The 21,169-nt window shown below is 57.1% G+C and carries 23 protein-coding genes; 18 read left to right on the forward strand and 5 right to left on the reverse strand.

Going from position 1 to position 21,169, the window contains the following annotated elements:
- Nucleotides 1-359 precede the first annotated feature (359 nt).
- Entirely contained in the window at nucleotides 360-1,313 is a 954-nt protein-coding gene (locus USH94_RS19170) for a nickel/cobalt transporter (RefSeq protein ID WP_111964167.1), read from the forward strand.
- A 33-nt stretch (nucleotides 1,314-1,346) separates the two neighbouring features.
- Here USH94_RS19170 and proP read toward each other — a convergent pair whose 3' ends face one another.
- Nucleotides 1,347-2,849 carry a glycine betaine/L-proline transporter ProP gene (gene proP / locus USH94_RS19175; protein WP_023334221.1) on the reverse strand — a complete coding sequence of 501 codons (1,503 nt, stop codon included), beginning with the start codon at nucleotides 2,847-2,849 and terminating at the stop codon, nucleotides 1,347-1,349.
- A gap of 649 nt (nucleotides 2,850-3,498) precedes the next feature.
- Between proP and kdgT the strand changes: the two genes are divergently transcribed.
- Nucleotides 3,499-4,491, forward strand: coding sequence for a 2-keto-3-deoxygluconate transporter (gene kdgT / locus USH94_RS19180; RefSeq protein ID WP_111964168.1), 993 nt, complete (start codon nucleotides 3,499-3,501; stop codon nucleotides 4,489-4,491).
- A gap of 58 nt (nucleotides 4,492-4,549) precedes the next feature.
- On the opposite strand, the gene USH94_RS19185 is transcribed toward kdgT, so the two are convergent.
- Together USH94_RS19185 and crfC are read right to left on the reverse strand one after the other, a co-directional pair.
- Nucleotides 4,550-5,425: a diguanylate cyclase regulator RdcB family protein gene (locus USH94_RS19185; protein ID WP_111964169.1), complete on the reverse strand. Its 876-nt coding sequence runs from the start codon at nucleotides 5,423-5,425 to the stop codon at nucleotides 4,550-4,552.
- Entirely contained in the window at nucleotides 5,422-7,776 is a 2,355-nt protein-coding gene (gene crfC / locus USH94_RS19190; protein ID WP_111964170.1) for a clamp-binding protein CrfC, read from the reverse strand. Before crfC ends, USH94_RS19185 begins: the two co-directional genes overlap by 4 nt.
- A 595-nt stretch (nucleotides 7,777-8,371) precedes the next feature.
- Between crfC and USH94_RS19195 the strand changes: the two genes are divergently transcribed.
- The 16 genes from USH94_RS19195 (at nucleotide 8,372) to phnP (ending at nucleotide 20,061) form a co-directional block, all read left to right on the forward strand.
- A complete protein-coding gene (locus USH94_RS19195; RefSeq protein WP_111964171.1) occupies nucleotides 8,372-8,707 on the forward strand; it encodes a zinc ribbon domain-containing protein YjdM in 336 nt (111 codons plus the stop codon).
- 80 nt (nucleotides 8,708-8,787) lie between these two features.
- Nucleotides 8,788-9,228: a VOC family metalloprotein YjdN gene (gene yjdN / locus USH94_RS19200; protein WP_111964172.1), complete on the forward strand. Its 441-nt coding sequence runs from the start codon at nucleotides 8,788-8,790 to the stop codon at nucleotides 9,226-9,228.
- Nucleotides 9,229-9,401: 173 nt separating this feature from the next.
- Complete coding sequence (gene phnC, locus USH94_RS19205) at nucleotides 9,402-10,190, forward strand: phosphonate ABC transporter ATP-binding protein (RefSeq protein WP_111964173.1); 789 nt, start codon at nucleotides 9,402-9,404, stop codon at nucleotides 10,188-10,190.
- A gap of 24 nt (nucleotides 10,191-10,214) precedes the next feature.
- Nucleotides 10,215-11,231 carry a phosphonate ABC transporter substrate-binding protein gene (gene phnD / locus USH94_RS19210; RefSeq protein WP_111964174.1) on the forward strand — a complete coding sequence of 339 codons (1,017 nt, stop codon included), beginning with the start codon at nucleotides 10,215-10,217 and terminating at the stop codon, nucleotides 11,229-11,231.
- Nucleotides 11,232-11,281: 50 nt separating this feature from the next.
- A complete protein-coding gene (gene phnE / locus USH94_RS19215) occupies nucleotides 11,282-12,061 on the forward strand; it encodes a phosphonate ABC transporter, permease protein PhnE (RefSeq protein ID WP_048226491.1) in 780 nt (259 codons plus the stop codon).
- A 20-nt stretch (nucleotides 12,062-12,081) separates the two neighbouring features.
- The gene (gene phnF / locus USH94_RS19220) at nucleotides 12,082-12,807 is read left to right on the forward strand and encodes a phosphonate metabolism transcriptional regulator PhnF (RefSeq protein WP_023326523.1); all 726 of its coding nucleotides are present in this window, start codon (nucleotides 12,082-12,084) and stop codon (nucleotides 12,805-12,807) included.
- Nucleotides 12,808-13,260 carry a phosphonate C-P lyase system protein PhnG gene (gene phnG / locus USH94_RS19225; protein WP_111964175.1) on the forward strand — a complete coding sequence of 151 codons (453 nt, stop codon included), beginning with the start codon at nucleotides 12,808-12,810 and terminating at the stop codon, nucleotides 13,258-13,260.
- A complete protein-coding gene (gene phnH, locus USH94_RS19230) occupies nucleotides 13,257-13,841 on the forward strand; it encodes a phosphonate C-P lyase system protein PhnH (RefSeq protein ID WP_111964176.1) in 585 nt (194 codons plus the stop codon). The genes phnG and phnH overlap by 4 nt, the downstream gene beginning before the upstream one ends.
- Nucleotides 13,841-14,905, forward strand: a complete 1,065-nt coding sequence (locus tag USH94_RS19235; RefSeq protein ID WP_111964177.1) for a carbon-phosphorus lyase complex subunit PhnI — start codon at nucleotides 13,841-13,843, stop codon at nucleotides 14,903-14,905. Before phnH ends, USH94_RS19235 begins: the two co-directional genes overlap by 1 nt.
- A complete protein-coding gene (locus USH94_RS19240; RefSeq protein WP_048990321.1) occupies nucleotides 14,898-15,743 on the forward strand; it encodes an alpha-D-ribose 1-methylphosphonate 5-phosphate C-P-lyase PhnJ in 846 nt (281 codons plus the stop codon). Before USH94_RS19235 ends, USH94_RS19240 begins: the two co-directional genes overlap by 8 nt.
- Nucleotides 15,740-16,495 (forward strand): phosphonate C-P lyase system protein PhnK, encoded by a 756-nt coding sequence (gene phnK / locus USH94_RS19245; RefSeq protein WP_111964178.1) that lies wholly within the window; start codon nucleotides 15,740-15,742, stop codon nucleotides 16,493-16,495. Before USH94_RS19240 ends, phnK begins: the two co-directional genes overlap by 4 nt.
- Nucleotides 16,496-16,504: 9 nt before the next feature.
- Nucleotides 16,505-17,185: a phosphonate C-P lyase system protein PhnL gene (gene phnL, locus USH94_RS19250; RefSeq protein ID WP_111964179.1), complete on the forward strand. Its 681-nt coding sequence runs from the start codon at nucleotides 16,505-16,507 to the stop codon at nucleotides 17,183-17,185.
- Nucleotides 17,182-18,318, forward strand: a complete 1,137-nt coding sequence (phnM, locus tag USH94_RS19255; protein WP_111964180.1) for an alpha-D-ribose 1-methylphosphonate 5-triphosphate diphosphatase — start codon at nucleotides 17,182-17,184, stop codon at nucleotides 18,316-18,318. The genes phnL and phnM overlap by 4 nt, the downstream gene beginning before the upstream one ends.
- A complete protein-coding gene (phnN, locus tag USH94_RS19260; protein ID WP_111964181.1) occupies nucleotides 18,315-18,866 on the forward strand; it encodes a ribose 1,5-bisphosphokinase in 552 nt (183 codons plus the stop codon). Before phnM ends, phnN begins: the two co-directional genes overlap by 4 nt.
- A complete protein-coding gene (phnO, locus tag USH94_RS19265; RefSeq protein WP_111964182.1) occupies nucleotides 18,859-19,293 on the forward strand; it encodes an aminoalkylphosphonate N-acetyltransferase in 435 nt (144 codons plus the stop codon). Before phnN ends, phnO begins: the two co-directional genes overlap by 8 nt.
- A gap of 9 nt (nucleotides 19,294-19,302) precedes the next feature.
- Nucleotides 19,303-20,061, forward strand: coding sequence for a phosphonate metabolism protein PhnP (phnP, locus tag USH94_RS19270; RefSeq protein ID WP_111964183.1), 759 nt, complete (start codon nucleotides 19,303-19,305; stop codon nucleotides 20,059-20,061).
- Between the two features lie 51 nt (nucleotides 20,062-20,112).
- Here the strand turns inward: phnP and yjdP are convergent, their stop codons facing one another.
- Nucleotides 20,113-20,436, reverse strand: coding sequence for a DDRRRQL repeat protein YjdP (gene yjdP / locus USH94_RS19275; protein WP_033144428.1), 324 nt, complete (start codon nucleotides 20,434-20,436; stop codon nucleotides 20,113-20,115).
- Nucleotides 20,437-20,511: 75 nt separating this feature from the next.
- Entirely contained in the window at nucleotides 20,512-21,138 is a 627-nt protein-coding gene (locus USH94_RS19280; protein WP_111964221.1) for a GNAT family N-acetyltransferase, read from the reverse strand.
- Between the last annotated feature and the right edge of the window lie 31 nt (nucleotides 21,139-21,169).

Below are 21,169 nucleotides of genomic sequence, written 5' to 3' on the forward strand. Positions count from 1 at the left end.
AAGAGCAGTGCAACGCGGCTTTCGCTCACCGTTGCGAGGTGGCGTATATTACGCTTTCCTCTTTCAGAGTCAACCCGTTATTTCAGGATTTTTTCTCTTCAACCGACCGGGCTGTTTGTGAAGTGATTCACATCCGCCGTGTCGATGGAGGCGCATTATAGGGAGTTCCCGAACGACCGCAACCGAAAAGTTGCAAAAAAATGACTGACTGCTGCATTCCCCAGCAAAACCCCGCCTTATACCCTTTTATGCACAAAGTTATCCACAATCATGCACGGTTCCCGACGCGATCCCACGAATTGAGCGAGAAGATCAACTATACTAGCGGCAAATATTCTCCTCTGTTCAGGCCCACCCTCATGACCACACAACGCCTCACCCGCGACTGGCGTCTCCCTACAGCAGGGGTGATGCTGCTGGCACTTCTCTTTGCGGGTTTTACCCTGCATGCGCACTGGAACGCCTTTATCCAGTGGTGTCTCGCCACGCAAATTACGCTGCACCGCTATCTGGTGATGTATCTGCTGCAGCTTAATAACCACCAGTACAGCGGCGGATTATGGCTGTTAACGGGGGCTTTCCTTTATGGTGTCCTTCACGCCATCGGACCCGGGCACGGAAAGTTCATCGTGACGACCTATCTGACCACCAATAAGGAAAGCGAGCTGGCCGCCCGGGTCGTCCCCTTCCTGGGCAGCCTGATGCAGGGCGTCAGCGCCATTCTGTTTGTCTTTATTCTGGCGGTAGGATTTAACCTCGCCTCAGGGGATATTAGTACCAGCCGCTGGTATGTGGAGAAGATCAGCGCAGTGCTTATTGGCGCATTCGGCGCATTTGTCATTTACCAGGCGCTGAAAAGTCTGCGTCCGCGCAGAATGTCTGTCTCTGCCATTAAGCCACTTCATCAGCACGACGAACACTGTGGCTGCGGCCATCACGGCGTAGGTACAGACCTGACGCAGGGCGACTGGAAAACCCGTCTGGGCGTGATTCTGGCGATTGGCGCACGCCCGTGCAGCGGGGCGATCATGATTCTGATGTTTTCGAACGCGCTGGGCATTGTCACCTGGGGGGTGGCCGCAGTCATGACCATGTCTCTGGGAACCGCCCTCTCTATTGTGGGGCTGTCCCTTGCTGTAAGGTACGCCCGCGAACGCACGGTGACCTGGTTCGGAGAAAGCGCCTCATTAAGATGGCTGGTACCGGCAGTCAAAATAGCCGGAGGGATAGTCCTGATCCTGTTCGCGACACTGCTGTTCCTGACGGTGATCCCCATCAGTGCCAATGGCGACTACATCGCTGCCGGATGCTAATAAAAGAAAACCCGCCGTTGGCGGGTTTATTTATTACTCGTTGATGCGTGGATGCTGATCCACCAGTCGGGAGCGTTTTTTCTGCAGCTCTTCAATCTCGGCGTCAATATCCTCAATCTTCTGCTCTACATTATCGTAGTGCTCACGCAGGATCTCTTTCGCTTCCTGGATATCCGATGCCGCAGGCGTTGCGCCTTTCAGAGGACGATTTGCCGTCTCCTTCATGGTAATACCGGTAATCAAACCAATCACCGCGATCACCATCAGGTAATAAGCAGGCATCATCAGGTTCTGTGTGCTCTCCACCAGCGAGGCGGCAAGCGTTGGGGTCAGACCGGCAATCAGCACCGAGATGTTAAAGGCTGCGGCCAGCGCGCTGTAGCGAATGTGGGTCGGGAACATTGCGGGCAGCGTTGAGGCCATCACCCCGATAAAGCAGTTAAGGATCACCGCCAGCATCAGCAGACCGGCAAAAATCAGCCCCAGCACATCACTGTTAATAAGAATAAATGCCGGGATTGCCAGAGCAAACAGCGCAACGCTTCCCAGAATAATGAACGGTCGACGACCAAAACGGTCACTCAACAGGCCCATAATCGGCTGCACAAACAGCATACCCACCATGATGGCGATAATAATCAGCACACCGTGATCTTCCGAATAGTGCAGGTTATGCGACAGATAGCTCGGCATGTAGGTCAACAGCATGTAGTAGGTCACGTTGGTCGAAATCACCAGACCAATACAGGTCAGCAGGCTGCGCCAGTGCTTAGTGGCAATCTCTTTGAACGATACCTTAGGACCATCCTGCAGCCCTTCGCGGTCACCCTGCTCCAGTTTATCGACGTGCTGCTGGAAGGCAGGCGTCTCTTCCAGCGCATGACGCAGGTAGAGGCCAATAATCCCCAGCGGCAATGCCAGGAAGAACGGAATACGCCAGCCCCAGTCGAGGAAGTTATCTTCACCCACCACGGTTGAAATCAGCACCACGACGCCCGCACCCAGGACAAACCCGGCAATCGAGCCGAAGTCCAGCCAGCTTCCCATAAAACCGCGCTTACGGTCCGGGGAATACTCGGCAACGAAGATCGAGGCACCGGTATATTCACCGCCTACGGAGAAGCCCTGGGCCATCTTACAAATCAGCAGGAGAATGGGTGCCCAAATGCCGATGGTGGCGTAAGAGGGTATAAGGCCGATACAGAATGTACTGATCGACATAATAACGATGGTGATAGCAAGGATCTTCTGGCGACCATATTTATCGCCGAGCATACCGAAGAACAGACCACCCAGCGGGCGAATCAGGAAGGGAACGGAGAACGTACCCAGTGCGGCAATCATCTGCAGGCTGGGATCGGCCCCGGGGAAAAACACTTTACCTAACGCATAGGCCACAAAACCGTAGACACCAAAATCGAACCATTCCATCGCATTACCGAGCGAGGCTGCGGTAATCGCTTTACGCAGCTTTGCGTCATCAATAATGGTGACGTCGCGAAGCGTGATGGGTTTAATCTTTTTCCTTCTCAGCATAGCTATCCTCGTTGACTCGGCCCTGTCTGTTTCACAGTCCAGTATGCGTTCTGTGAACCATGGGATCCGCTCCATGCGAATCGCCTTATTCAAGCGTAGCAGGTTTACTTACATTGACGTTTTACATCGATACAACCGAACCTGTTGACGCCTGCCTGGGCAGTTAATGACCTTTTTACCCTACCAGCGTTTATATTTGTGATCAACTTCACATATATTTTTGCGTCTGGTCAACTCAGTCCAATTTTTGTCAAGGAATGCCAATAAGCACTTCCTTACCCTCCCCAAAAGAACATCCTCACGCGCGTTTTTATTTCTTTCGTAACAGAAAAACAAACCACGTTAATTCACATCAACTTTACATAAATTTTCATCAACAGGATCCGGCCTCAAGCTTTACATTGAATATGTGACAAAGATAACTAAAACGATGTTTTATTTTCATTGAATCAATATTCCAATGATCGCATGATAAATCCGAATACAACGTTTTATGTGTTTTCAAAAGAGGCTAATCGCGAGCACACATTTAATTATGTTGCTGGGTCATCGAAAAAAGACGGCAAGCAATAAGAGCAATCAATTGAATTTATTGACTAATTTTTAAAACCTATCCCCCGTGCTGCGGGATCCGATGTGAGGTTTGTCTATGAAGATTAAAGCCACGATAGAACGCATTCCTGGCGGTATGATGCTGGTTCCGCTGGTGCTGGGCGCGATCCTGAATACCCTTGCTCCCAATACCGGAGCTTATTTTGGCGGTTTCACTAAAGGCATGATAACGGGCACGGTTCCGATTCTTGCCGTCTGGTTTTTTTGTATCGGCGCGTCCATTAATTTGCGGGCAACGGGTACCGTATTACGGAAATCCGGAACGCTGGTGATAACCAAAATAGCGGTAGCCTGGGCGGCGGCAATGATATGCGCAATGTTCATTCCAGAGAATGGAATTCAGACCGGGTTCTTCGCGGGATTATCGGTCCTGGCAATTGTCTCGGCGATGGACATGACCAACGGCGGATTATACGCCAGCCTGATGAACCAGTACGGAACGAAAGAAGAGTCCGGCGCATTTGTGTTGATGTCTCTGGAATCTGGCCCGCTGATGACGATGCTGATCCTGGGGTCTGCTGGCCTGGCCTCGTTTGAACCCCACCACTTTGTCGGCGCGATCTTGCCCTTCCTGGTCGGTTTCGCCCTTGGCAATCTCGATCGCGATCTGCGTGATTTCTTCAGCAAAGCCACGCCGGTGCTGATCCCTTTCTTCGGTTTCGCACTGGGGAACACCATCAACCTGAAGGTCATTCTCGATACAGGCCTGCTGGGGATTGTGCTGGGTGTCGCCGTGATCGTCATCACCGGCATTCCGCTGATTATTGCTGACCGCGTAATCGGAGGAGGAAACGGCACGGCGGGCGTCGCCGCCTCTTCAGCCGCAGGTGCTGCTGTCGCAAACCCGATGATTATTGCTCAGATTAACCCGGCCTTCGAACCGGTCGCTGCTTCAGCGACAGCACTGGTTGCCGCGAGCGTGATTGTCACCGCGATTCTGGTGCCCATCATCACGGCGCTGTATGCGAAGCGCTACGGGAATATGCATGAGACCCAGCCTGAACCGGAGCCAATAGAAGCGAATCATTAACACACAGCACCAGATCATCCCCTCTCCCCTCGGGGAGAGGATCGGGGTGATAAGGGATTCATCCAAAAATTTCTTCCACCATCCCGTCCACCAGCCGTTTTGCCGAACAGAGCCGCGGCATGCCCAGCGCGACGGTCTGCCAGTTTTGCGTCACTGACCAGCTCACCGGATGTTGATCCGCCTGACACCAGTCCCCCAGCCAGCCCAGCATATCTTTATGATCGATTAAGCCCGGAGAGGCCGGCGTTGTAAGCCACTGGTGATAGAAATGGCGGGTCGTGGGTGACGCATTGATCCCCTGCGCCAGATAGTTAGCCGCCATGCTGCGCAGGTTATCCTTAAGCATTGCCGCCACATCTTCATTCGCGAGGCGGCATGCGTCACCAAATGCCCCCCAGCGTAGCTCTTCCAGGACGATAAAGCAGCGCCCGGCCAGCGACCAGCCATCATAATGTCCGGCCCGCCAGCGGGTAAAAATCTGCTCGCTGTGCTCGCCCGCCTGCACCGTCAGCCCGCGCTGGGTTAGCGCCTTCTCTTTCCAGGCGGCGCGTTGGGTAAAATGAGAAGAGAGTTCAGCGTACTGCTGCATCAGTCCGGGGGACTGCTGGGCGCGCGGGTGCGTCTGCTGGCGCAAAGCAATAAGTTTCTCTGCCATCAGCGTCAGCGCGAGATGACCCGGGTCAAGCATGCCGGCCAGTTTTTCCGCCAGCCCCAGGCGCAGCGCCGCATTTTCATTGAGCATACCCGCCATCGCCCAGGGGCGTAGCCGGGTATGCGTCATGATTTCCTGAGTCAAACGCTCACGAAATTGAAGCTGTTGAGGTCCCAGGTGAGGATGACGCGCCGCGTCCACTCCCTGAACCAGATCGACCATAAATTTTGGATTAATACACTCCAGCGTTCGCCCGGGGCCATCCAGTAGTGGTGTTGTCATGGTTGCTCTGCCGCGAATAGAGTTTGAATATCATCGCGTAACAGTCGGGTATCTTCCTGTATCCACGTCGCAGTAGTAATACTTTGCTTCAACAACTGGCAGAGCGCTCGGGTTGAATGCTCATTCTGTTGACGCACTGCGAGGCTATCACGCAAGCTTTCCTGTAACCCGGTCAGGCACAACGAAAATTCTGCAAAGAACGTTGCCATTCCTGCCGTAACAGAGACATCGACCTGCGCGGACAAAGCTTTACGTATTTGTTCACAAAACTGATCAATATGTTGCTTAAATTTGTCATGTAGCTGCGCAATGTCGATAACATAGCGCGTGCGCGTTTCCACATACTCATCCCAGCCCCAGCCCGGATTATTGAGCCAACGAGAGACCGTTTCACGCATGCTGCTCCCGCCGGAGGGAGGGGCGGCCTGGCTGTCGTCCTGTGCAATCGCATCGTTGAACAGCGCTCGCGTATTGAAGTTAAGCTGGCTTGCCTGAAACGCGGGGAAACTGATCCGCGCCCGAAACCCCGCATGGCTCAGATGCTCTTTAATACGCGTTTCGATGGGGCGCATGGCTTCGTTCAGGGAACGCGCCAGCGTAGATTCAAGCTGGTCGAAGCGTAACGCCAGCTCCCGGCAAATCTTCGTCTGTGCATCGAGCATCACCAGCTCGCAGGAGGAGCGGATTTTACTCAGCACGATCTGCGCCTGCCCTTCATCTTCCAGAACCAGCTGTTTCAGCTCGTGCGCCTCGTCACCGCGAAGGTTCTGCCGATCGATACCTGCCAAATCAAGAATATGCTGAGCGCTGAACACCTCACCAATCGCCTGGCGAAGCGCAGTTTTTTGGGCTCCCATAAAGTCCGTAGTGGCGTTCAGAGCCTCTTCAACCTCATGTTTCACCTCATCGCTCACCACGCTCTGACGCGTCTGCAGAAGCGCCATGTCCTCTTCCAGACGTGCGATGTTCAGTTCCAGCGCCTCAAAGGCAACCGTCAGCCCCTGATAGCGGAAGTCGAGGTACTCCCGGGCATTTTGTGCATAGTTGAGCAGTTTATGCGAAGCAGAACGCAGCGCGTAAAGTGAAGCATTGGCATAGGCGGCGTAAATCAGTTTGCGTATCGGTTGTTCGAATAGCGAATCTTCCCAGAGCAAATCGGCAGAATGACGAATATGGTCGATATCGTCCAGGTCCGCCGTACGCCAGCGACGTCCAAGCGCAGCTTCAGCAAAATCCTGCACCCAGGGTTGCTCCTGATGATCCGGCAGTTGTCCGTGGGTACTCATCTCGTAGCGAGCGCGGTTCGCCAGATAGGCCCACATGGACGAAACGGGGTAGATCTGGCCAGGCGAAATATTGCCTTTCATTAAGGTGCCGGAGATCATCGCCCGGATCTGCTCTTCATCGTCGCTATTGCGATCTTTCTGATCGAATTTATTGACCAGCGCATACAGCGGCACTGATTTTCCCGCTGCGGAAATGGCCTGGCGGACTTCTTCATCAGAAATGGATTTAAGCTGGGTATAATCCATCACGGCCAGCACCGCCGACGCGCGGGACAATTGCTCGCTGAGCATTTTTTGCAGGTGCGGCTGTCCGGCCTCATTCGGCCCGGGCGTATCGAGCAGCGTCAGCTGTCCGAGGTGAGCATCCAGACCCGCAAGATGCACGAACTCCACTTCAATTACCGGGATATGTTCGATAGCCGCATACTCAGAGAACGGAAACTCTACACCTAATGCCTGGGAAAGCCTCACCAGGTCGTTGAGACTTTTCAGACAGTGAAATATCGGCTGCGCGCCCAGGTGATGCTTCTCAAACGCTTCCCCTTTTTCAATGCGCTCCAGCAGCGTATTCATGTCTTTATCAATTTCCAGACGCTGAGCCAGCTTCCCGCGGTCGTAATCGCATAGCTTTTTCTGGAGCAGTTGGATCAATTCATCAATGGGCGAGGCATGCGAGAAATGCAGCACCGGCTCCTTCTGACCCGGCGTGTGGCGAATCAGGGTAGGAAGTGCCGTCATCGGACGATTGCGATTCGGCAACACTTCGGTCCCCACAATCGCATTAATGGTGGTTGATTTCCCCGCCTTCATGGTGCCCACAATAGCCAGGACCATTTCCAGCCGGGTTATTTTTCGTAATTCATTATTCAGCATCGCCTGCTGCGCTTCGACGCCGCGCGCGCTAAAATGCAAAGGTAAAACGTTGTTCTTTTCACCCGTAATAGCAGCCGCAGTGCTCTCCAGCATCGCAGTCGGCATTGATTTCAACGTATCAAGGTTTTGCAGGGCAAGCTGTAGCAAACGCTCAGCTTCCTGGCTTAATTCAAAAATGGTCTGTGTGTGCATGATAAAAGCCTTTCCTTAACGCAAATTTATTACTTTTATTAAGCCACTGGTATTAATTATGTTGTTCAGGCTTATATGATTACGTGTGGAAAACATGTTCGCCGAAATATAACTGATTGATGATAATCAGAAATAATTCACTATCCTTGCATGGCGTGTATAGCTTCCCTCCTGGCCTGACAGCCAAAAGAAAAAAAGCGTAGCCCATTTTTAAGAAACTTCAGGATATATCATCATTATTTCCCCCCTAAAAAGAGAGGTAATACCCCACTGCCATAAGATATGTAGAGCAGCGAAGTCCAGAGATAAATAACAATGTGTCGCTTCACCTTATCCGAAATGAAGGAACGTAGCAATTTGCCGCAATAAAATATTCGATATATTTAGCGTCATTTCTTCCCACCGTGTTAATGAGGTCAGCATCGCTTAACTGACTGACAGGAAGTGTCACTCCCAATACGTTTTTTGCATTTTTTTAATTCACAATGTCACCGACAAACGTGTGGATTTGCGCTATACTTGCCGCCTTTTTCGGCACGCTGCCGTCATTTAGCTGGCACTTTCCAGCGCGTTTACACTTTTTGAGGATACCGATATGTCACTCCCACACTGCCCAAAATGCAATTCTGAATACACCTATGAAGATAATGGCATGTTCATCTGCCCGGAATGCGCTCATGAATGGAATGATGCCGAACCATCAAACGATGCTGATGCACTTGTCGTCAAAGATGCGAACGGCAATCTGCTGGCGGACGGCGACAGCGTAACCGTGATTAAAGATCTGAAAGTGAAAGGCAGCTCTTCCATGCTGAAGATCGGCACCAAAGTGAAGAATATCCGTCTGGTTGAAGGCGATCATAATATCGACTGCAAAATTGACGGCTTCGGTCCGATGAAGCTGAAATCAGAGTTTGTGAAAAAGAACTGATTTACCCGCCCGGTGGCGCTTCGCTTACCGGGCTTTCGGGCACTACACTTAACGGGCTTATCTTACGTGAGGTAAAGATTATGCCGTTAAGTCCCTACATCTCTTTTGCCGGCAACTGCGCTGAGGCCACCGCCTTTTACCAGCAAGCCGTCGGCGCAGAACTTCTCTATAAAATCACCTTCGGCGAAATGCCAAAAAGCGATAACAGCGATGAAGGCTGTCCGTCCGGTATGCAATTTCCGGATTCGGCTATCGCCCACTCCAACGTCCGCATTGCGGGCAGCGATATCATGATGAGCGACGGGATGCCGCCCGGCAGCAACGCGCAGTACGCGGGCTTTACCCTGGTTCTCGACACCCAGGACGTCCATGAAGGCAAACGCTGGTTCGACAACCTCGCCGCGGGCGGGAATATCGACATGGCCTGGCAGGAAACCTTCTGGGCACATGGTTTTGGTAGAGTCACCGATAAGTACGGCGTGCCGTGGATGATTAACGTCGTTAAGCAACAAACGTCGTAGGCAGGACACGCGCAGCGCAGCCAGCAAAAGCGCCCGGTGGCGCTGCGCTTACCGGGCCTACAGTAACTGTCATCGCTTTCACTTCAACTCTTCAAACTCCCGCAACCTGCACTTAACCCAAATGTCACATTGATGCGCCAGCATGAGGCCACATTTATCGTGAGGCCCAGCACATGCAAACCGTCATCCGCGTCGAGAAACTGAGCAAGACCTTTAATCACAACAAGGCTCTGCATGCCGTTGATCTGACCGTCCGGCAGGGCAACATGGTGGCGCTTCTCGGGCCTTCTGGCTCGGGTAAATCTACCCTTCTGCGCCATTTGAGCGGGCTTATCACCGGCGATAAAACGCCGGAAAGCCACGTCGAGCTGCTGGGTAATACCGTCCAGCGCGCCGGGCGTCTGGCGAGCGATATCCGCAAGAGCCGCGCCCAGACGGGCTACATCTTCCAGCAGTTCAACCTGGTAAACCGCCTGACTGTACTGGAGAACGTGCTGATTGGCGCGCTCGGCAGCACCCCGTTCTGGCGCACCTGTCTGCGCTGGTTCTCCCCTTCCCAGAAGCAGGAAGCCTTGCAGGCGCTGACCCGAGTCGGCATGGCGCACTTCGCCCACCAGCGCGTCTCTACCCTGTCCGGCGGGCAACAGCAGCGCGTGGCGATTGCGCGCGCGCTGATGCAGAAAGCGCAAATCATTCTTGCTGACGAACCCATCGCCTCGCTGGACCCGGAGTCCGCCCGCATCGTGATGGAGACCCTGCGCGACATTAACCAGAACGACGGCATCACCGTAGTGGTCACGCTGCATCAGGTTGATTACGCCCTGCGCTACTGCGAGCGCATCGTCGCCCTGCGTCAGGGGCACGTGTTCTTTGATGGCGCGAGCCATCAGTTCGATAACGAACGTTTTGACCATCTCTACCGCAGCATTAACCGCGTCGAAGAGAACGCGCAGGCTGCTTAATTAAACCCGATCCGAGGAAAGTACATGAGCTACAAAGCCGTTGCCGCGCTGGCCTTTACCAGCATGTTCAGCATCAGCACCCTGTTAAGCCCAGCGTATGCGGAAGAGCAGGAAAAATCGCTGAACTTCGGCATTATTTCGACGGAATCACAGCAGAACCTGAAGCCTCAGTGGGAACCGTTCCTGAAAGATATGGAAACCAAGCTGGGGATCAAAGTGAACGCCTTCTTCGCCCCGGACTATGCGGGCATCATCCAGGGGATGCGCTTTAATAAAGTGGACATCGCCTGGTACGGCAACCTCTCCGCCATGGAAGCGGTGGACCGCGCGAACGGCCAGGTCTTTGCCCAGACCGTCGCGGCCGATGGCTCTCCTGGCTACTGGAGCGTGCTGATCGTCAACAAAGACAGCCCGATCAACAACCTCAATGACATGCTCGCCAAACGCAAAGAGCTGACCTTCGGCAACGGCGACCCGAACTCTACCTCCGGCTACCTTGTCCCTGGCTACTACGTCTTCGCCAAAAACAACGCCTCCGCCAGCGACTTCAAGCGCACCGTAAACGCCAGCCATGAAACCAACGCGCTGGCCGTGGCCAACAAGCAGGTGGACGTTGCCACCAACAACACCGAGAACCTCGACAAGCTGAAAACCTCAGCGCCGGACAAGCTTAAAGAGATCAAGGTTATCTGGAAATCGCCGCTGATCCCGGGCGACCCGATCGTGTGGCGTAAAAACCTGTCCGAAAGCACCAAGGACAAGGTGTACGACTTCTTTATGACCTATGGCAAAACGCCGGAAGAGAAAGCGGTTCTCGAACGTCTGGGCTGGGCACCGTTCCGCCCGTCAAGCGACCTGCAGCTGGTTCCGATTCGCCAGCTGGCGCTGTTTAAAGAGATGCAGGGCGTCAAGGACAACAAGGGACTGAAGGACGAGGAAAAGACCAGCAAAGTGGCCGCGATTCAGGCCCAGCTTGAAGACCTCGACCGCCTGACCGCCGCGCTCGGCGCGATGACCAGCGTGAATAAAGCGGTGCAGTAACTTTGTCCCCTCTCCCTTGAGGGAGAGGGAGAACAGATTAAGGAGCCAACATGCAAACCATCACCCTCCCGCCGCCAAAGCGCAGCTGGTTCTCGCTCATAAGCTGGGCCATCCTGCTGGCGGTGCTGGTTATCTCCTGGAAGGGCGCGGAAATGGATCCGCTGCTGCTCTTCAAAGACGCTGGCAACATGGCGACCTTCGCCGCCGACTTCTTCCCGCCGGACTTCAGCCAGTGGCAGGATTACCTCAGCGAAATGGCGGTCACCCTGCAAATCGCCGTCTGGGGCACCGCGCTGGCCGTTATTCTCTCCGTTCCGTTTGGCCTGATGAGCGCCGAAAACATCGTGCCATGGTGGGTATACCAGCCCATGCGCCGCCTGATGGACGCCTGCCGCGCCATCAACGAAATGGTCTTTGCGATGCTGTTCGTGGTCGCCGTCGGCCTGGGTCCGTTCGCGGGCGTCATGGCGCTGTTCATCCACACCACCGGCGTGCTCTCCAAGCTGCTCTCCGAGGCGGTCGAAGCCATTGAACCCGGTCCGGTGGAAGGCATCCGCGCCACGGGTGCCAATAAAATCGAAGAGATCCTCTACGGCGTTCTGCCTCAGGTGATGCCGCTGCTGATCTCCTACTCCCTGTACCGCTTTGAGTCCAACGTCCGCTCCGCCACCGTGGTCGGCATGGTCGGCGCAGGCGGGATTGGCGTCACCCTGTGGGAAGCGATTCGCGGTTTCCAGTTCCAGCAAACCTGCGCCCTGATGGTGCTCATCATCGTCACCGTCAGCCTGCTGGATTTCCTCTCTCAACGTTTGCGCAAGCACTTCATCTGAGAAGCGAGGCTTTGTTTTCTATGCACTTATCCAGACATCCGACCAGTTACCCCACCCGATGGCAAGAGATCGCGGCAAAGCTCGAAGTGGAGCTGCGCACGCACTACCGCTGCGGGGACTACCTCCCTGCCGAGCAGCAGCTTGCTGACCGCTATGAAGTGAACCGCCACACCCTGCGTCGCGCCATTGACCAGCTGGTCGAGCGCGGCTGGGTGCAGCGCCGTCAGGGCGTGGGCGTGCTGGTGCTGATGCGCCCGTTCGACTACCCGCTGAACGCCCAGGCGCGCTTTAGCCAGAACCTGCTGGATCAGGGCAGCCATCCGACCAGCGAAAAGCTGCTCTCGGTGCTGCGTCCGGCCTCCAGCCACGTGGCGGACGCGCTGGGCATTCAGGAGGGCGACAACGTCATCCACCTGCGCACGCTGCGCCGCGTCAACGGCGTGGCGGTGTGCCAGATCGACCACTACTTCGCGGACCTCACCCTCTGGCCGGTGCTGCAGAATTTCTCCAGCGGATCGCTGCATGATTTTCTCCAGAATGCGACAGGCATTGCGCTGAAACGCACCCAGACGCGCATCAGCGCCCGCCGCGCGCAGGCGAAAGAGAGCAAAGTACTCGAAATTCCCAATATGGCCCCGCTGCTCTGCGTGCGCACCCTCAACCACCGTGACGGCGAGATCGACGCGACGGAATACTCCGTCAGCCTGACCCGCGCCGACATGATCGAATTCACCATGGAGCACTGAATGCACTTCGACACCGCCACCCGACAGCGCTGGATGCGCGTGCTGGCCCACAGCCAGCCTGCTGCGCTCTCTGCCCGCATGATCGCCCTTGCCCTGGCCCCCGGGTACGACCTCCTCCGCGCGCCGGAGATCGGCCTCGTTCAGATCCAGGCGCGCATGGGCGGCACCGGCGAGCGCTTCTTCGCCGGAGATGCCACCCTCACCCGCGCAGCGATCCGCCTGCACAGCGGCACGCTGGGCTACGGCTACGTGCTGGGGCGTGATAAAGCGCACGCCGAGCGCTGCGCGGTCATCGACGCGCTTTTACAGGAACAACCGCATTTCCAGACGCTGATGGAAACCCTTATTTCCCCGCTGGAGGCCGACCGCGCCGCACGTATTGCCGCGCGTCAGGCCGAAGTGAATACCAGCCGGGTCGACTTCTTTACGCTCGTTCGCGGAGACAACGCATGACGCTTCAACCCGCTTTTACCCTGGCCGTCCAGGATGCCCAACACAGTTTTCGTCGCCTGCTGAAAGCCATGAGCGAGCCGGGCGTGATTGTCTCGCTGCACCAGCTCTCTCAGGGCTGGCTGCCGCTGAACCTGGCGACCACCAGCGTGCTGCTGACCCTGGCCGACAACGATACCCCGGTATGGCTTTCGGGCGCCCTGTCTAACGATATCGCCAGCCAGAACCTGCGTTTTCACACCGGCGCCCCGCTGGTTGAACAGCCGCAGCAGGCAATCTTTGCCGTGGCCGACGAACAAATCAGCCATGAACAGCTGAATGCCCTGAGCGAAGGCTCCGCCGTCGCCCCGGAAACCAGCGCCACGCTGATTTTGCAGGTCTCCAGCCTGAGCGGCGGCCGCATGCTGCGCCTGACCGGCGCAGGCATCGCCGATGAGCGCATGGTTGCGCCGCAGCTGCCGGAGTGCATCATTCACGAGCTGACCGAGCGCCCGCACCCGTTCCCGCTGGGCATTGACCTGATCCTGACCTGCGGCGAGCGCCTGCTGGCCATCCCGCGGACCACCCACGTGGAGGTGTGCTGATGTACGTTGCCGTCAAAGGGGGCGAGAAGGCTATCGCCGCCGCCCATGCGCTGCAGGCGCACAGACGACGGGGCGATGAACAGCTCCCTGAGCTGAGCGTGGCCCAAATCGAGCAGCAGCTAAACCTTGCCGTCGACCGGGTGATGACCGAAGGCGGCATCGCCGACCGCGAGCTGGCGGCGCTGGCCCTGAAGCAGGCCAGCGGCGATAACGTGGAAGCGATCTTCCTGCTGCGCGCTTACCGCACTACGCTTGCCAAACTGGCGGTGAGCGAGCCGGTCAACACCGCGGAGATGCGCCTGGAGCGCCGCATTTCTGCCGTTTATAAAGACATCCCCGGCGGCCAGCTGCTTGGCCCTACCTGTGACTACACCCATCGCCTGCTCGATTTTACCCTGCTGGCGAACGGCGAGATGCCGCCGCTCAGCTCCTCTGACGCAGAACAGGAACCGTCTCCGCACGTCTTCAGCCTGCTGGCAAAACAGGGCCTGGCGAAGGCGGAAGAAGATTCTGGCGCGCAGCCGGATGACATCACCCGCACGCCGCCGGTTTACCCGTGCTCGCGCTCGTCTCGCCTGCAGCAGCTGATGCGCGGCGACGAAGGCTATCTGCTGGCGCTAGCCTACTCCACCCAGCGCGGCTACGGGCGCAACCACCCGTTTGCCGCCGAAATTCGCAGCGGCTACATCGACCTTGAAATCGTGCCGGAAGAGCTGGGTTTTGCTGTGAACGTCGGCGAACTGCTGATGACCGAATGCGAAATGGTGAACGGTTTTGTCGCGCCTGAAAATGAAGACCCGCACTTTACCCGCGGCTACGGGCTGGTGTTCGGCCTCGGCGAGCGCAAGGCCATGGCCATGGCGCTGGTCGATCGCGCCCTGCAGGCACCCGACTACGGCGAGCACGTTGCAGGCCCGGCGCAGGACGAAGAGTTTGTGCTGGCCCACGCGGATAACGTCGAAGCTGCGGGCTTCGTCTCGCACCTCAAGCTGCCGCACTACGTCGATTTCCAGGCCGAACTGGAACTGCTGAAACGCCTGCAACGGGAGCGCAAACATGGCTAACTTAAGCGGCTACAACTTTGCCTATCTGGATGAGCAAACCAAACGCATGATCCGCCGAGCGATACTTAAAGCGGTGGCGATTCCGGGCTATCAGGTGCCCTTCGGCGGCCGCGAAATGCCGATGCCCTACGGCTGGGGCACAGGCGGTATTCAGATTACCGCCAGCGTGATCGGCGAGGCGGACGTGCTGAAGGTCATCGACCAGGGCGCCGACGACACCACCAACGCCGTGTCGATCCGCAGCTTCTTTCAGCGGGTAACGGGCGTCGCGACCACGGAAAAAACCGAAGACGCGACGCTGATCCAGACCCGCCACCGCATTCCCGAAACCCCGCTCGCTGAAGATCAGATTCTGATTTTCCAGGTGCCGATTCCGGAGCCGCTGCGCTTTATCGAGCCGCGCGAAACCGAAACCCGCACCATGCACGCCCTGGAAGAGTACGGCGTGATGCAGGTGAAGCTGTATGAGGATATCGCCCGCTTCGGCCATATCGCCACCACCTATGCGTACCCGGTGAAGGTCAACGGGCGCTACGTCATGGACCCGTCGCCGATCCCGAAGTTCGATAACCCGAAGATGGACATGATGCCCGCCCTGCAGCTGTTCGGCGCCGGGCGCGAAAAGCGCATCTACGCCGTCCCGCCGTACACGCGTGTCGAAAGCCTGGATTTCGACGATCACCCGTTTACGGTTCAGGAATGGGACGAGCCGTGCGCCATCTGCGGATCCAAACACAGCTATCTGGATGAAGTGGTGCTGGATGACACGGGCAAACGGATGTTTGTCTGCTCCGACACCGATTTTTGCCGCCAACAGAGCGAGGCGAACGGCCAATGAAACCGCTGCTTTCGGTTAATAACCTGACCCACCTGTATGCGCCGGGCAAAGGCTTTAGCGACGTGTCGTTCGAGCTGTGGCCGGGTGAGGTGCTGGGGATCGTCGGCGAGTCCGGCTCCGGCAAAACCACCCTGCTGAAGTCCATCTCCGCGCGCCTTACGCCGCAACACGGCGAGATACTCTATCAGGGACACTCCCTCTATGGCATGAGCGAGACCGAGCGCCGCCGCCTGCTGCGCACCGAGTGGGGCGTGGTGCATCAGCACCCGATGGACGGCCTGCGCCGTCAGGTCTCTGCGGGGGGCAATATTGGCGAACGCCTGATGGCCACCGGCGCGCGCCACTACGGCAATATCCGCGCCACCGCCCAGCACTGGCTTGAAGAGGTGGAAATCCCCGCCTCGCGCATCGACGACCTGCCGACGACCTTCTCCGGTGGGATGCAGCAGCGCCTGCAGATCGCCCGCAACCTGGTAACCCATCCGAAGCTGGTGTTTATGGATGAACCCACCGGCGGGCTGGACGTCTCGGTGCAGGCGCGCCTGCTCGACCTGCTGCGCGGCCTGGTGGTGGAACTGAACCTTGCGGTGGTGATTGTCACCCACGATTTAGGTGTTGCGCGCCTGCTGGCGGACCGTCTGCTGGTGATGAAGCAGGGTCAGGTGGTGGAAAGTGGGTTAACTGACCGCGTGCTCGACGATCCCCACCATCCCTATACCCAGCTGCTGGTGTCGTCCGTGTTGCAGAACTAAGAGGCCAACATGATCCACGTACAAAACGTAAGTAAGACCTTTGTGCTCCACCAGCAAAACGGCGTGCGCCTGTCGGTGCTGCAAAATGCCTCTCTGGAGGTTAATCGCGGCGAATGCATGGTGCTGCACGGCCACTCCGGCAGCGGAAAATCGACCCTGCTGCGCTCCCTGTACGCCAACTATCTGCCCGACGAAGGCCATATTCATATTCGCCACGGCGAAGAATGGGTCGACCTGGTTCAGGCCCCCGCGCGTAAGGTGCTGGAGGTGCGCCGCTCAACGATCGGTTGGGTGAGCCAGTTTCTGCGGGTGATCCCGCGGATCTCCGCCCTGGACGTGGTCATGCAGCCGCTGCTGGATCTTGGCGTGCCGCGCGAAACCTGTGCCGCCAAAGCCGCCAGCCTCCTGACGCGCCTCAACGTGCCCGAGCGCCTGTGGCACCTTGCCCCGTCGACCTTTTCCGGCGGCGAGCAGCAGCGCGTCAATATCGCCCGCGGCTTTATTGTCGACTACCCGATTTTACTTCTGGATGAACCCACCGCCTCGCTCGACGCTAAAAACAGCGCGGCCGTGGTGGAACTGATCGAGCAGGCCAAAGCGCGCGGGGCGGCGATCGTCGGGATCTTCCACGATGAGAGCGTTCGCACCCGCGTCGCGGACAGACTGCACCCGATGGGGACAAACGTATGATTATCAATAACGTCAAGCTGGTGCTGGATAATGAGGTGGTTGACGGCTCGATTGAGATCCAGGACGGAACAATCCGCGCGTTTGCTGAAACCCAGAGCCGCTCGCCCGAGGCGATGGACGGTGAAGGCGGCTGGCTGCTGCCGGGGCTGATTGAACTGCATACCGATAATCTGGATAAATTCTTCACCCCGCGCCCGAAGGTCGACTGGCCCGCTCATTCTGCGATGAGCAGCCACGACGCGCTGATGGTCGCCAGCGGCATCACCACCGTACTGGACGCGGTGGCGATTGGCGACGTGCGCGACGGCGGGGACCGTCTGGAGAACCTGGAGAAGATGATCAACGTCGTGGAAGAGACGCAAAAGCGGGGCCTCAACCGCGCCGAGCACCGCCTGCACCTGCGCTGCGAGCTGCCGCACCACACCACCCTGCCGCTGTTTGAAAAGCTGGTCGGCCGCGAGCCGGTGTCGCTGGTCTCCCTGATGGACCACTCGCCGGGGCAGCGTCAGTTCGCCAACATTGAAAAGTATCGTGAATACTATCAGGGCAAATATTCTCTCAGCGACGCGGAGATGGCGCGTTACGAAGAAGAGCAGCTGGCGCTTGCGGCACGGTGGTCGCAGCCTAACCGTGTCCGAATTGCGGCGATGTGCCGGGACCGCAATATCGCGCTGGCCAGCCATGACGATGCCACGCACGATCATGTCCTTGAATCCCACCAGCTTGGCAGCGTGATCGCCGAATTCCCCACCACGTTCGAGGCGGCTGAAGCCTCCCGCAGGCACGGCATGAACGTCCTGATGGGCGCACCGAATATCGTGCGCGGCGGCTCGCACTCCGGCAACGTCGCGGCAAGCAGGCTCGCGTCCCTCGGCCTGCTGGATATCCTCTCGTCCGACTACTACCCCGCCAGCCTGCTCGACGCGGCGTTCCGGGTGGCCGAAGACGAGGGCAACCGCTTTACGCTGCCGCAGGCGATTCGCCTGGTGACGAAAAACCCGGCCTCGGCGCTTAATCTGCATGATCGCGGCGAGATAGCTGAAGGCAAGCGGGCGGATCTGGTCCTGGCCCACCGCAGGGGCGAGCACATCCATATCGGCCACGTCTGGCGTCAGGGAAAGAGGGTGTTCTGATGGGAAAACTTATCTGGCTAATGGGGCCGTCCGGCTCCGGTAAGGACAGCCTGCTGTCCGCCTTACGGCAGCAGGAGCATCCGCAGCTGCTGGTGGCGCACCGGTACATTACCCGCGCGGCCAATGCGGGGAGTGAAAACCATATTGCCCTGAGCGAGCAGGAGTTTTTCACCCGCGCCGGGCAAAATCTGCTGGCGCTGAGCTGGCACGCCAATGGCTATTACTACGGAATCGGCATCGAGACCGATCTGTGGCTGCATGCGGGGTTCGACGTGCTGGTCAACGGCTCGCGGGCGCATCTTTCGCAAGCGCGCGCCCGCTATGGGGCAGCCCTGCTGCCGGTCTGCCTGCAGGTTTCACCGGAGGTTCTGCGCAGCCGGTTGCAGAGACGGGGTCGTGAATCCGCCCGCGAGATCGACCAGCGGCTGGAGCGTGCGGCGCGCTACACCCCGTCCGACTGCCATATCCTTAATAACGACGGAAGTTTGCTACAGTCAGTCGATACCTTTTTATCGCTTATCCGTCAGAAGGAGAAACAGCATGCCTGACTGCAGGCTTCGTCCCGCCACCGCCGACGATACGCAAATCGTCTATGCGTTAATCTGCGAATTGAAACAGGCCGAATTCGATCGCCAGGCGTTTCACGCGGGCTATCTTGCCAATCTGCAGGATCACAACATGCGCTACCAGCTTGCCGAACTGGACGGGCAGGTCATCGGCATGATCGGCCTGCACCTGCAGTTTCACCTCCATCACGCGCGCTGGATCGGCGAGATCCAGGAGCTGGTGGTGATGCCGCAGGCGCGCGGGCTAAAAGTGGGCAGCCATCTGCTCGCCTGGGCAGAGGACGTCGCGAGACAGGCCGGCGCTGAGCTGACCGAGCTCTCCACCAGCGTGAAGCGCACCGATGCCCATCGTTTTTACGTCCGTGAAGGATATACGCAGAGCCATTTTCGATTCACTAAACCGCTGTAGAGGTGTGTTATGAGTCTGACGATCGCGTTAACAGGAACCGGAAGCGCGCAACTCGTGCCGGTCTTTGGCTGCGACTGCGCGGCGTGTCGCCGGGCGCGTCTGCAGGAGACCTATCGCCGTCGCCCCTGTAGCGCGGTGGTCAAATTCAACGATGCGGTGACCCTGCTGGACGCGGGTATTCCGCACCTGATGGACGACTGGCCCGCAGGCAGCTTTCAGCAGTTTTTGCTGACCCATTATCATATGGATCACGTTCAGGGGCTGTTCCCCCTGCGCTGGGGCGTGGGCGCGACGATCCCCGTTTACGGTCCGCCGGATGAAGCGGGCTGTGACGACCTGTTTAAACATCCGGGGATTCTGGATTTCAGCCATACGGTCGAACCGTTTGTGATGTTTGAACTTCAGGGAATGCGGGTTACGCCGCTGCCGCTCAACCATTCGAAACTGACCTTCGGGTATTTGCTGGAGTCGGCCCACAGCCGCGTAGCCTGGCTTTCCGATACCGCCGGGCTGCCGGAAAAAACGGTGAAGTTCCTGCTCAACAATCAGCCGCAGGCGATGATTATCGACTGCAGCCATGCACCGCGCGACGAAACGCCGCGAAACCATTGCGATTTAAATACCGTAATTGCGCTAAACGAGGTGATTGGCTGTCCGCAGGTGATCCTGACGCACATCAGCCATCAGTTTGACGTGTGGATGATGGATAACCCGCTGCCCGACGGCATTGAAGCAGGGTATGACGGGATGGTGCTGGTCCTGGATTAGTTTTCTCCCTCTCCCGTGGGAGAGGGTTGGGGTGAGGGCAAGAGGCCGCACTTAGCCTCGATCGTAATCGTCTTCCAACCTGCGCTCGTCCTCTTCCAGACGACGTCTGTCGTCATCCAGCTGGCGCTGGCGCTCGTCTAAACGGCGGCGCCTGTCTTCGAGCTGCCGACGACGATCGTCGTACTGTCGACTGTCGATTTGACGGCTGCGGTCATAACGATCGTCGTCGTCATTGCTGCGGCTGCTGCTGGGGTTGTAGGCATCGTTGATCGCCTGCTGAATGTTGCCAATAGCATCATCAACAATGTCGGCATGAGCCAGTTGGCTGGTGAGAGACAGCAGACCAAATAACAGAGCAGTTGAGTAACGTTTCATAAGGCCAGACTCGCAGGTGAACTGGCTTTACGATAATCAACGGCAGGAAACGGGGGTAGCGGAGGAATCTCAAATTCAGTTGTGTCCTGGGACTTCCATCAGTTGATTCGCACGCTGTTTATTTTCTGCAACCAGGACGATGCCATAGCATTTTTGATCCGGCGAATGGCTCCAGATACGATCTTCGGGGATACACCCTCCGTTATAGATAACCTTGCTACCATCATACGGCCAAAATGCGCCCTGCTCGGTATCGAGAACAAATACAGCGATTTGGTCAGACTCGCGGGCAATTTTTTGCCAGAGCATCTTCCCACCCTCATATTGTTCAAAGTCGCTGACAAGCGTCACGCCACACTGTAATACCAGGGCTTCATACAGGCGAGTTGCCAGTCCCTTGTCACGCTCGGCGGGATCAACGCAGATACCTTCTACCTGAATAACACTGGCATCTTCCCAACAGCGCTCGACGGCAATAATATCTTCACCCAAATGCGTTTTACGTTGTAAATCCAGGGCAGCAACAACCCGATGCCGGGGCACTCCATCGAAGGTTTCGATATCCGCTTCAATAATCGCAGCTCTTGGCGTCTGGCTATCAAAAATAACATGTAGCACTCGCCCGGAAAGCTCAAACTCATCAACGAGTTTAAACGACCTGGCAATTGTGCTCGGGCTGTATGTTGTAGGCATCACGATCATTTGTGAGTCCCCCTTTGTGAGTACCGGCATA

The organism is Enterobacter sp. 148H3, from assembly GCF_034107425.1.
GTDB lineage: Bacteria > Pseudomonadota > Gammaproteobacteria > Enterobacterales > Enterobacteriaceae > Enterobacter > Enterobacter vonholyi.

Coding starts and splice junctions, on each gene's coding strand:
- USH94_RS19170 (WP_111964167.1), top strand. CDS start 360: ATGACCACACAACGCCTCACCCGCGACTGGCGTCTCCCTACAGCAGGG.
- proP (WP_023334221.1), bottom strand. CDS start 2,849: ATGCTGAGAAGGAAAAAGATTAAACCCATCACGCTTCGCGACGTCACC.
- kdgT (WP_111964168.1), top strand. CDS start 3,499: ATGAAGATTAAAGCCACGATAGAACGCATTCCTGGCGGTATGATGCTG.
- USH94_RS19185 (WP_111964169.1), bottom strand. CDS start 5,425: ATGACAACACCACTACTGGATGGCCCCGGGCGAACGCTGGAGTGTATT.
- crfC (WP_111964170.1), bottom strand. CDS start 7,776: ATGCACACACAGACCATTTTTGAATTAAGCCAGGAAGCTGAGCGTTTG.
- USH94_RS19195 (WP_111964171.1), top strand. CDS start 8,372: ATGTCACTCCCACACTGCCCAAAATGCAATTCTGAATACACCTATGAA.
- yjdN (WP_111964172.1), top strand. CDS start 8,788: ATGCCGTTAAGTCCCTACATCTCTTTTGCCGGCAACTGCGCTGAGGCC.
- phnC (WP_111964173.1), top strand. CDS start 9,402: ATGCAAACCGTCATCCGCGTCGAGAAACTGAGCAAGACCTTTAATCAC.
- phnD (WP_111964174.1), top strand. CDS start 10,215: ATGAGCTACAAAGCCGTTGCCGCGCTGGCCTTTACCAGCATGTTCAGC.
- phnE (WP_048226491.1), top strand. CDS start 11,282: ATGCAAACCATCACCCTCCCGCCGCCAAAGCGCAGCTGGTTCTCGCTC.
- phnF (WP_023326523.1), top strand. CDS start 12,082: ATGCACTTATCCAGACATCCGACCAGTTACCCCACCCGATGGCAAGAG.
- phnG (WP_111964175.1), top strand. CDS start 12,808: ATGCACTTCGACACCGCCACCCGACAGCGCTGGATGCGCGTGCTGGCC.
- phnH (WP_111964176.1), top strand. CDS start 13,257: ATGACGCTTCAACCCGCTTTTACCCTGGCCGTCCAGGATGCCCAACAC.
- USH94_RS19235 (WP_111964177.1), top strand. CDS start 13,841: ATGTACGTTGCCGTCAAAGGGGGCGAGAAGGCTATCGCCGCCGCCCAT.
- USH94_RS19240 (WP_048990321.1), top strand. CDS start 14,898: ATGGCTAACTTAAGCGGCTACAACTTTGCCTATCTGGATGAGCAAACC.
- phnK (WP_111964178.1), top strand. CDS start 15,740: ATGAAACCGCTGCTTTCGGTTAATAACCTGACCCACCTGTATGCGCCG.
- phnL (WP_111964179.1), top strand. CDS start 16,505: ATGATCCACGTACAAAACGTAAGTAAGACCTTTGTGCTCCACCAGCAA.
- phnM (WP_111964180.1), top strand. CDS start 17,182: ATGATTATCAATAACGTCAAGCTGGTGCTGGATAATGAGGTGGTTGAC.
- phnO (WP_111964182.1), top strand. CDS start 18,859: ATGCCTGACTGCAGGCTTCGTCCCGCCACCGCCGACGATACGCAAATC.
- phnP (WP_111964183.1), top strand. CDS start 19,303: ATGAGTCTGACGATCGCGTTAACAGGAACCGGAAGCGCGCAACTCGTG.
- yjdP (WP_033144428.1), bottom strand. CDS start 20,436: ATGAAACGTTACTCAACTGCTCTGTTATTTGGTCTGCTGTCTCTCACC.
- USH94_RS19280 (WP_111964221.1), bottom strand. CDS start 21,138: ATGATCGTGATGCCTACAACATACAGCCCGAGCACAATTGCCAGGTCG.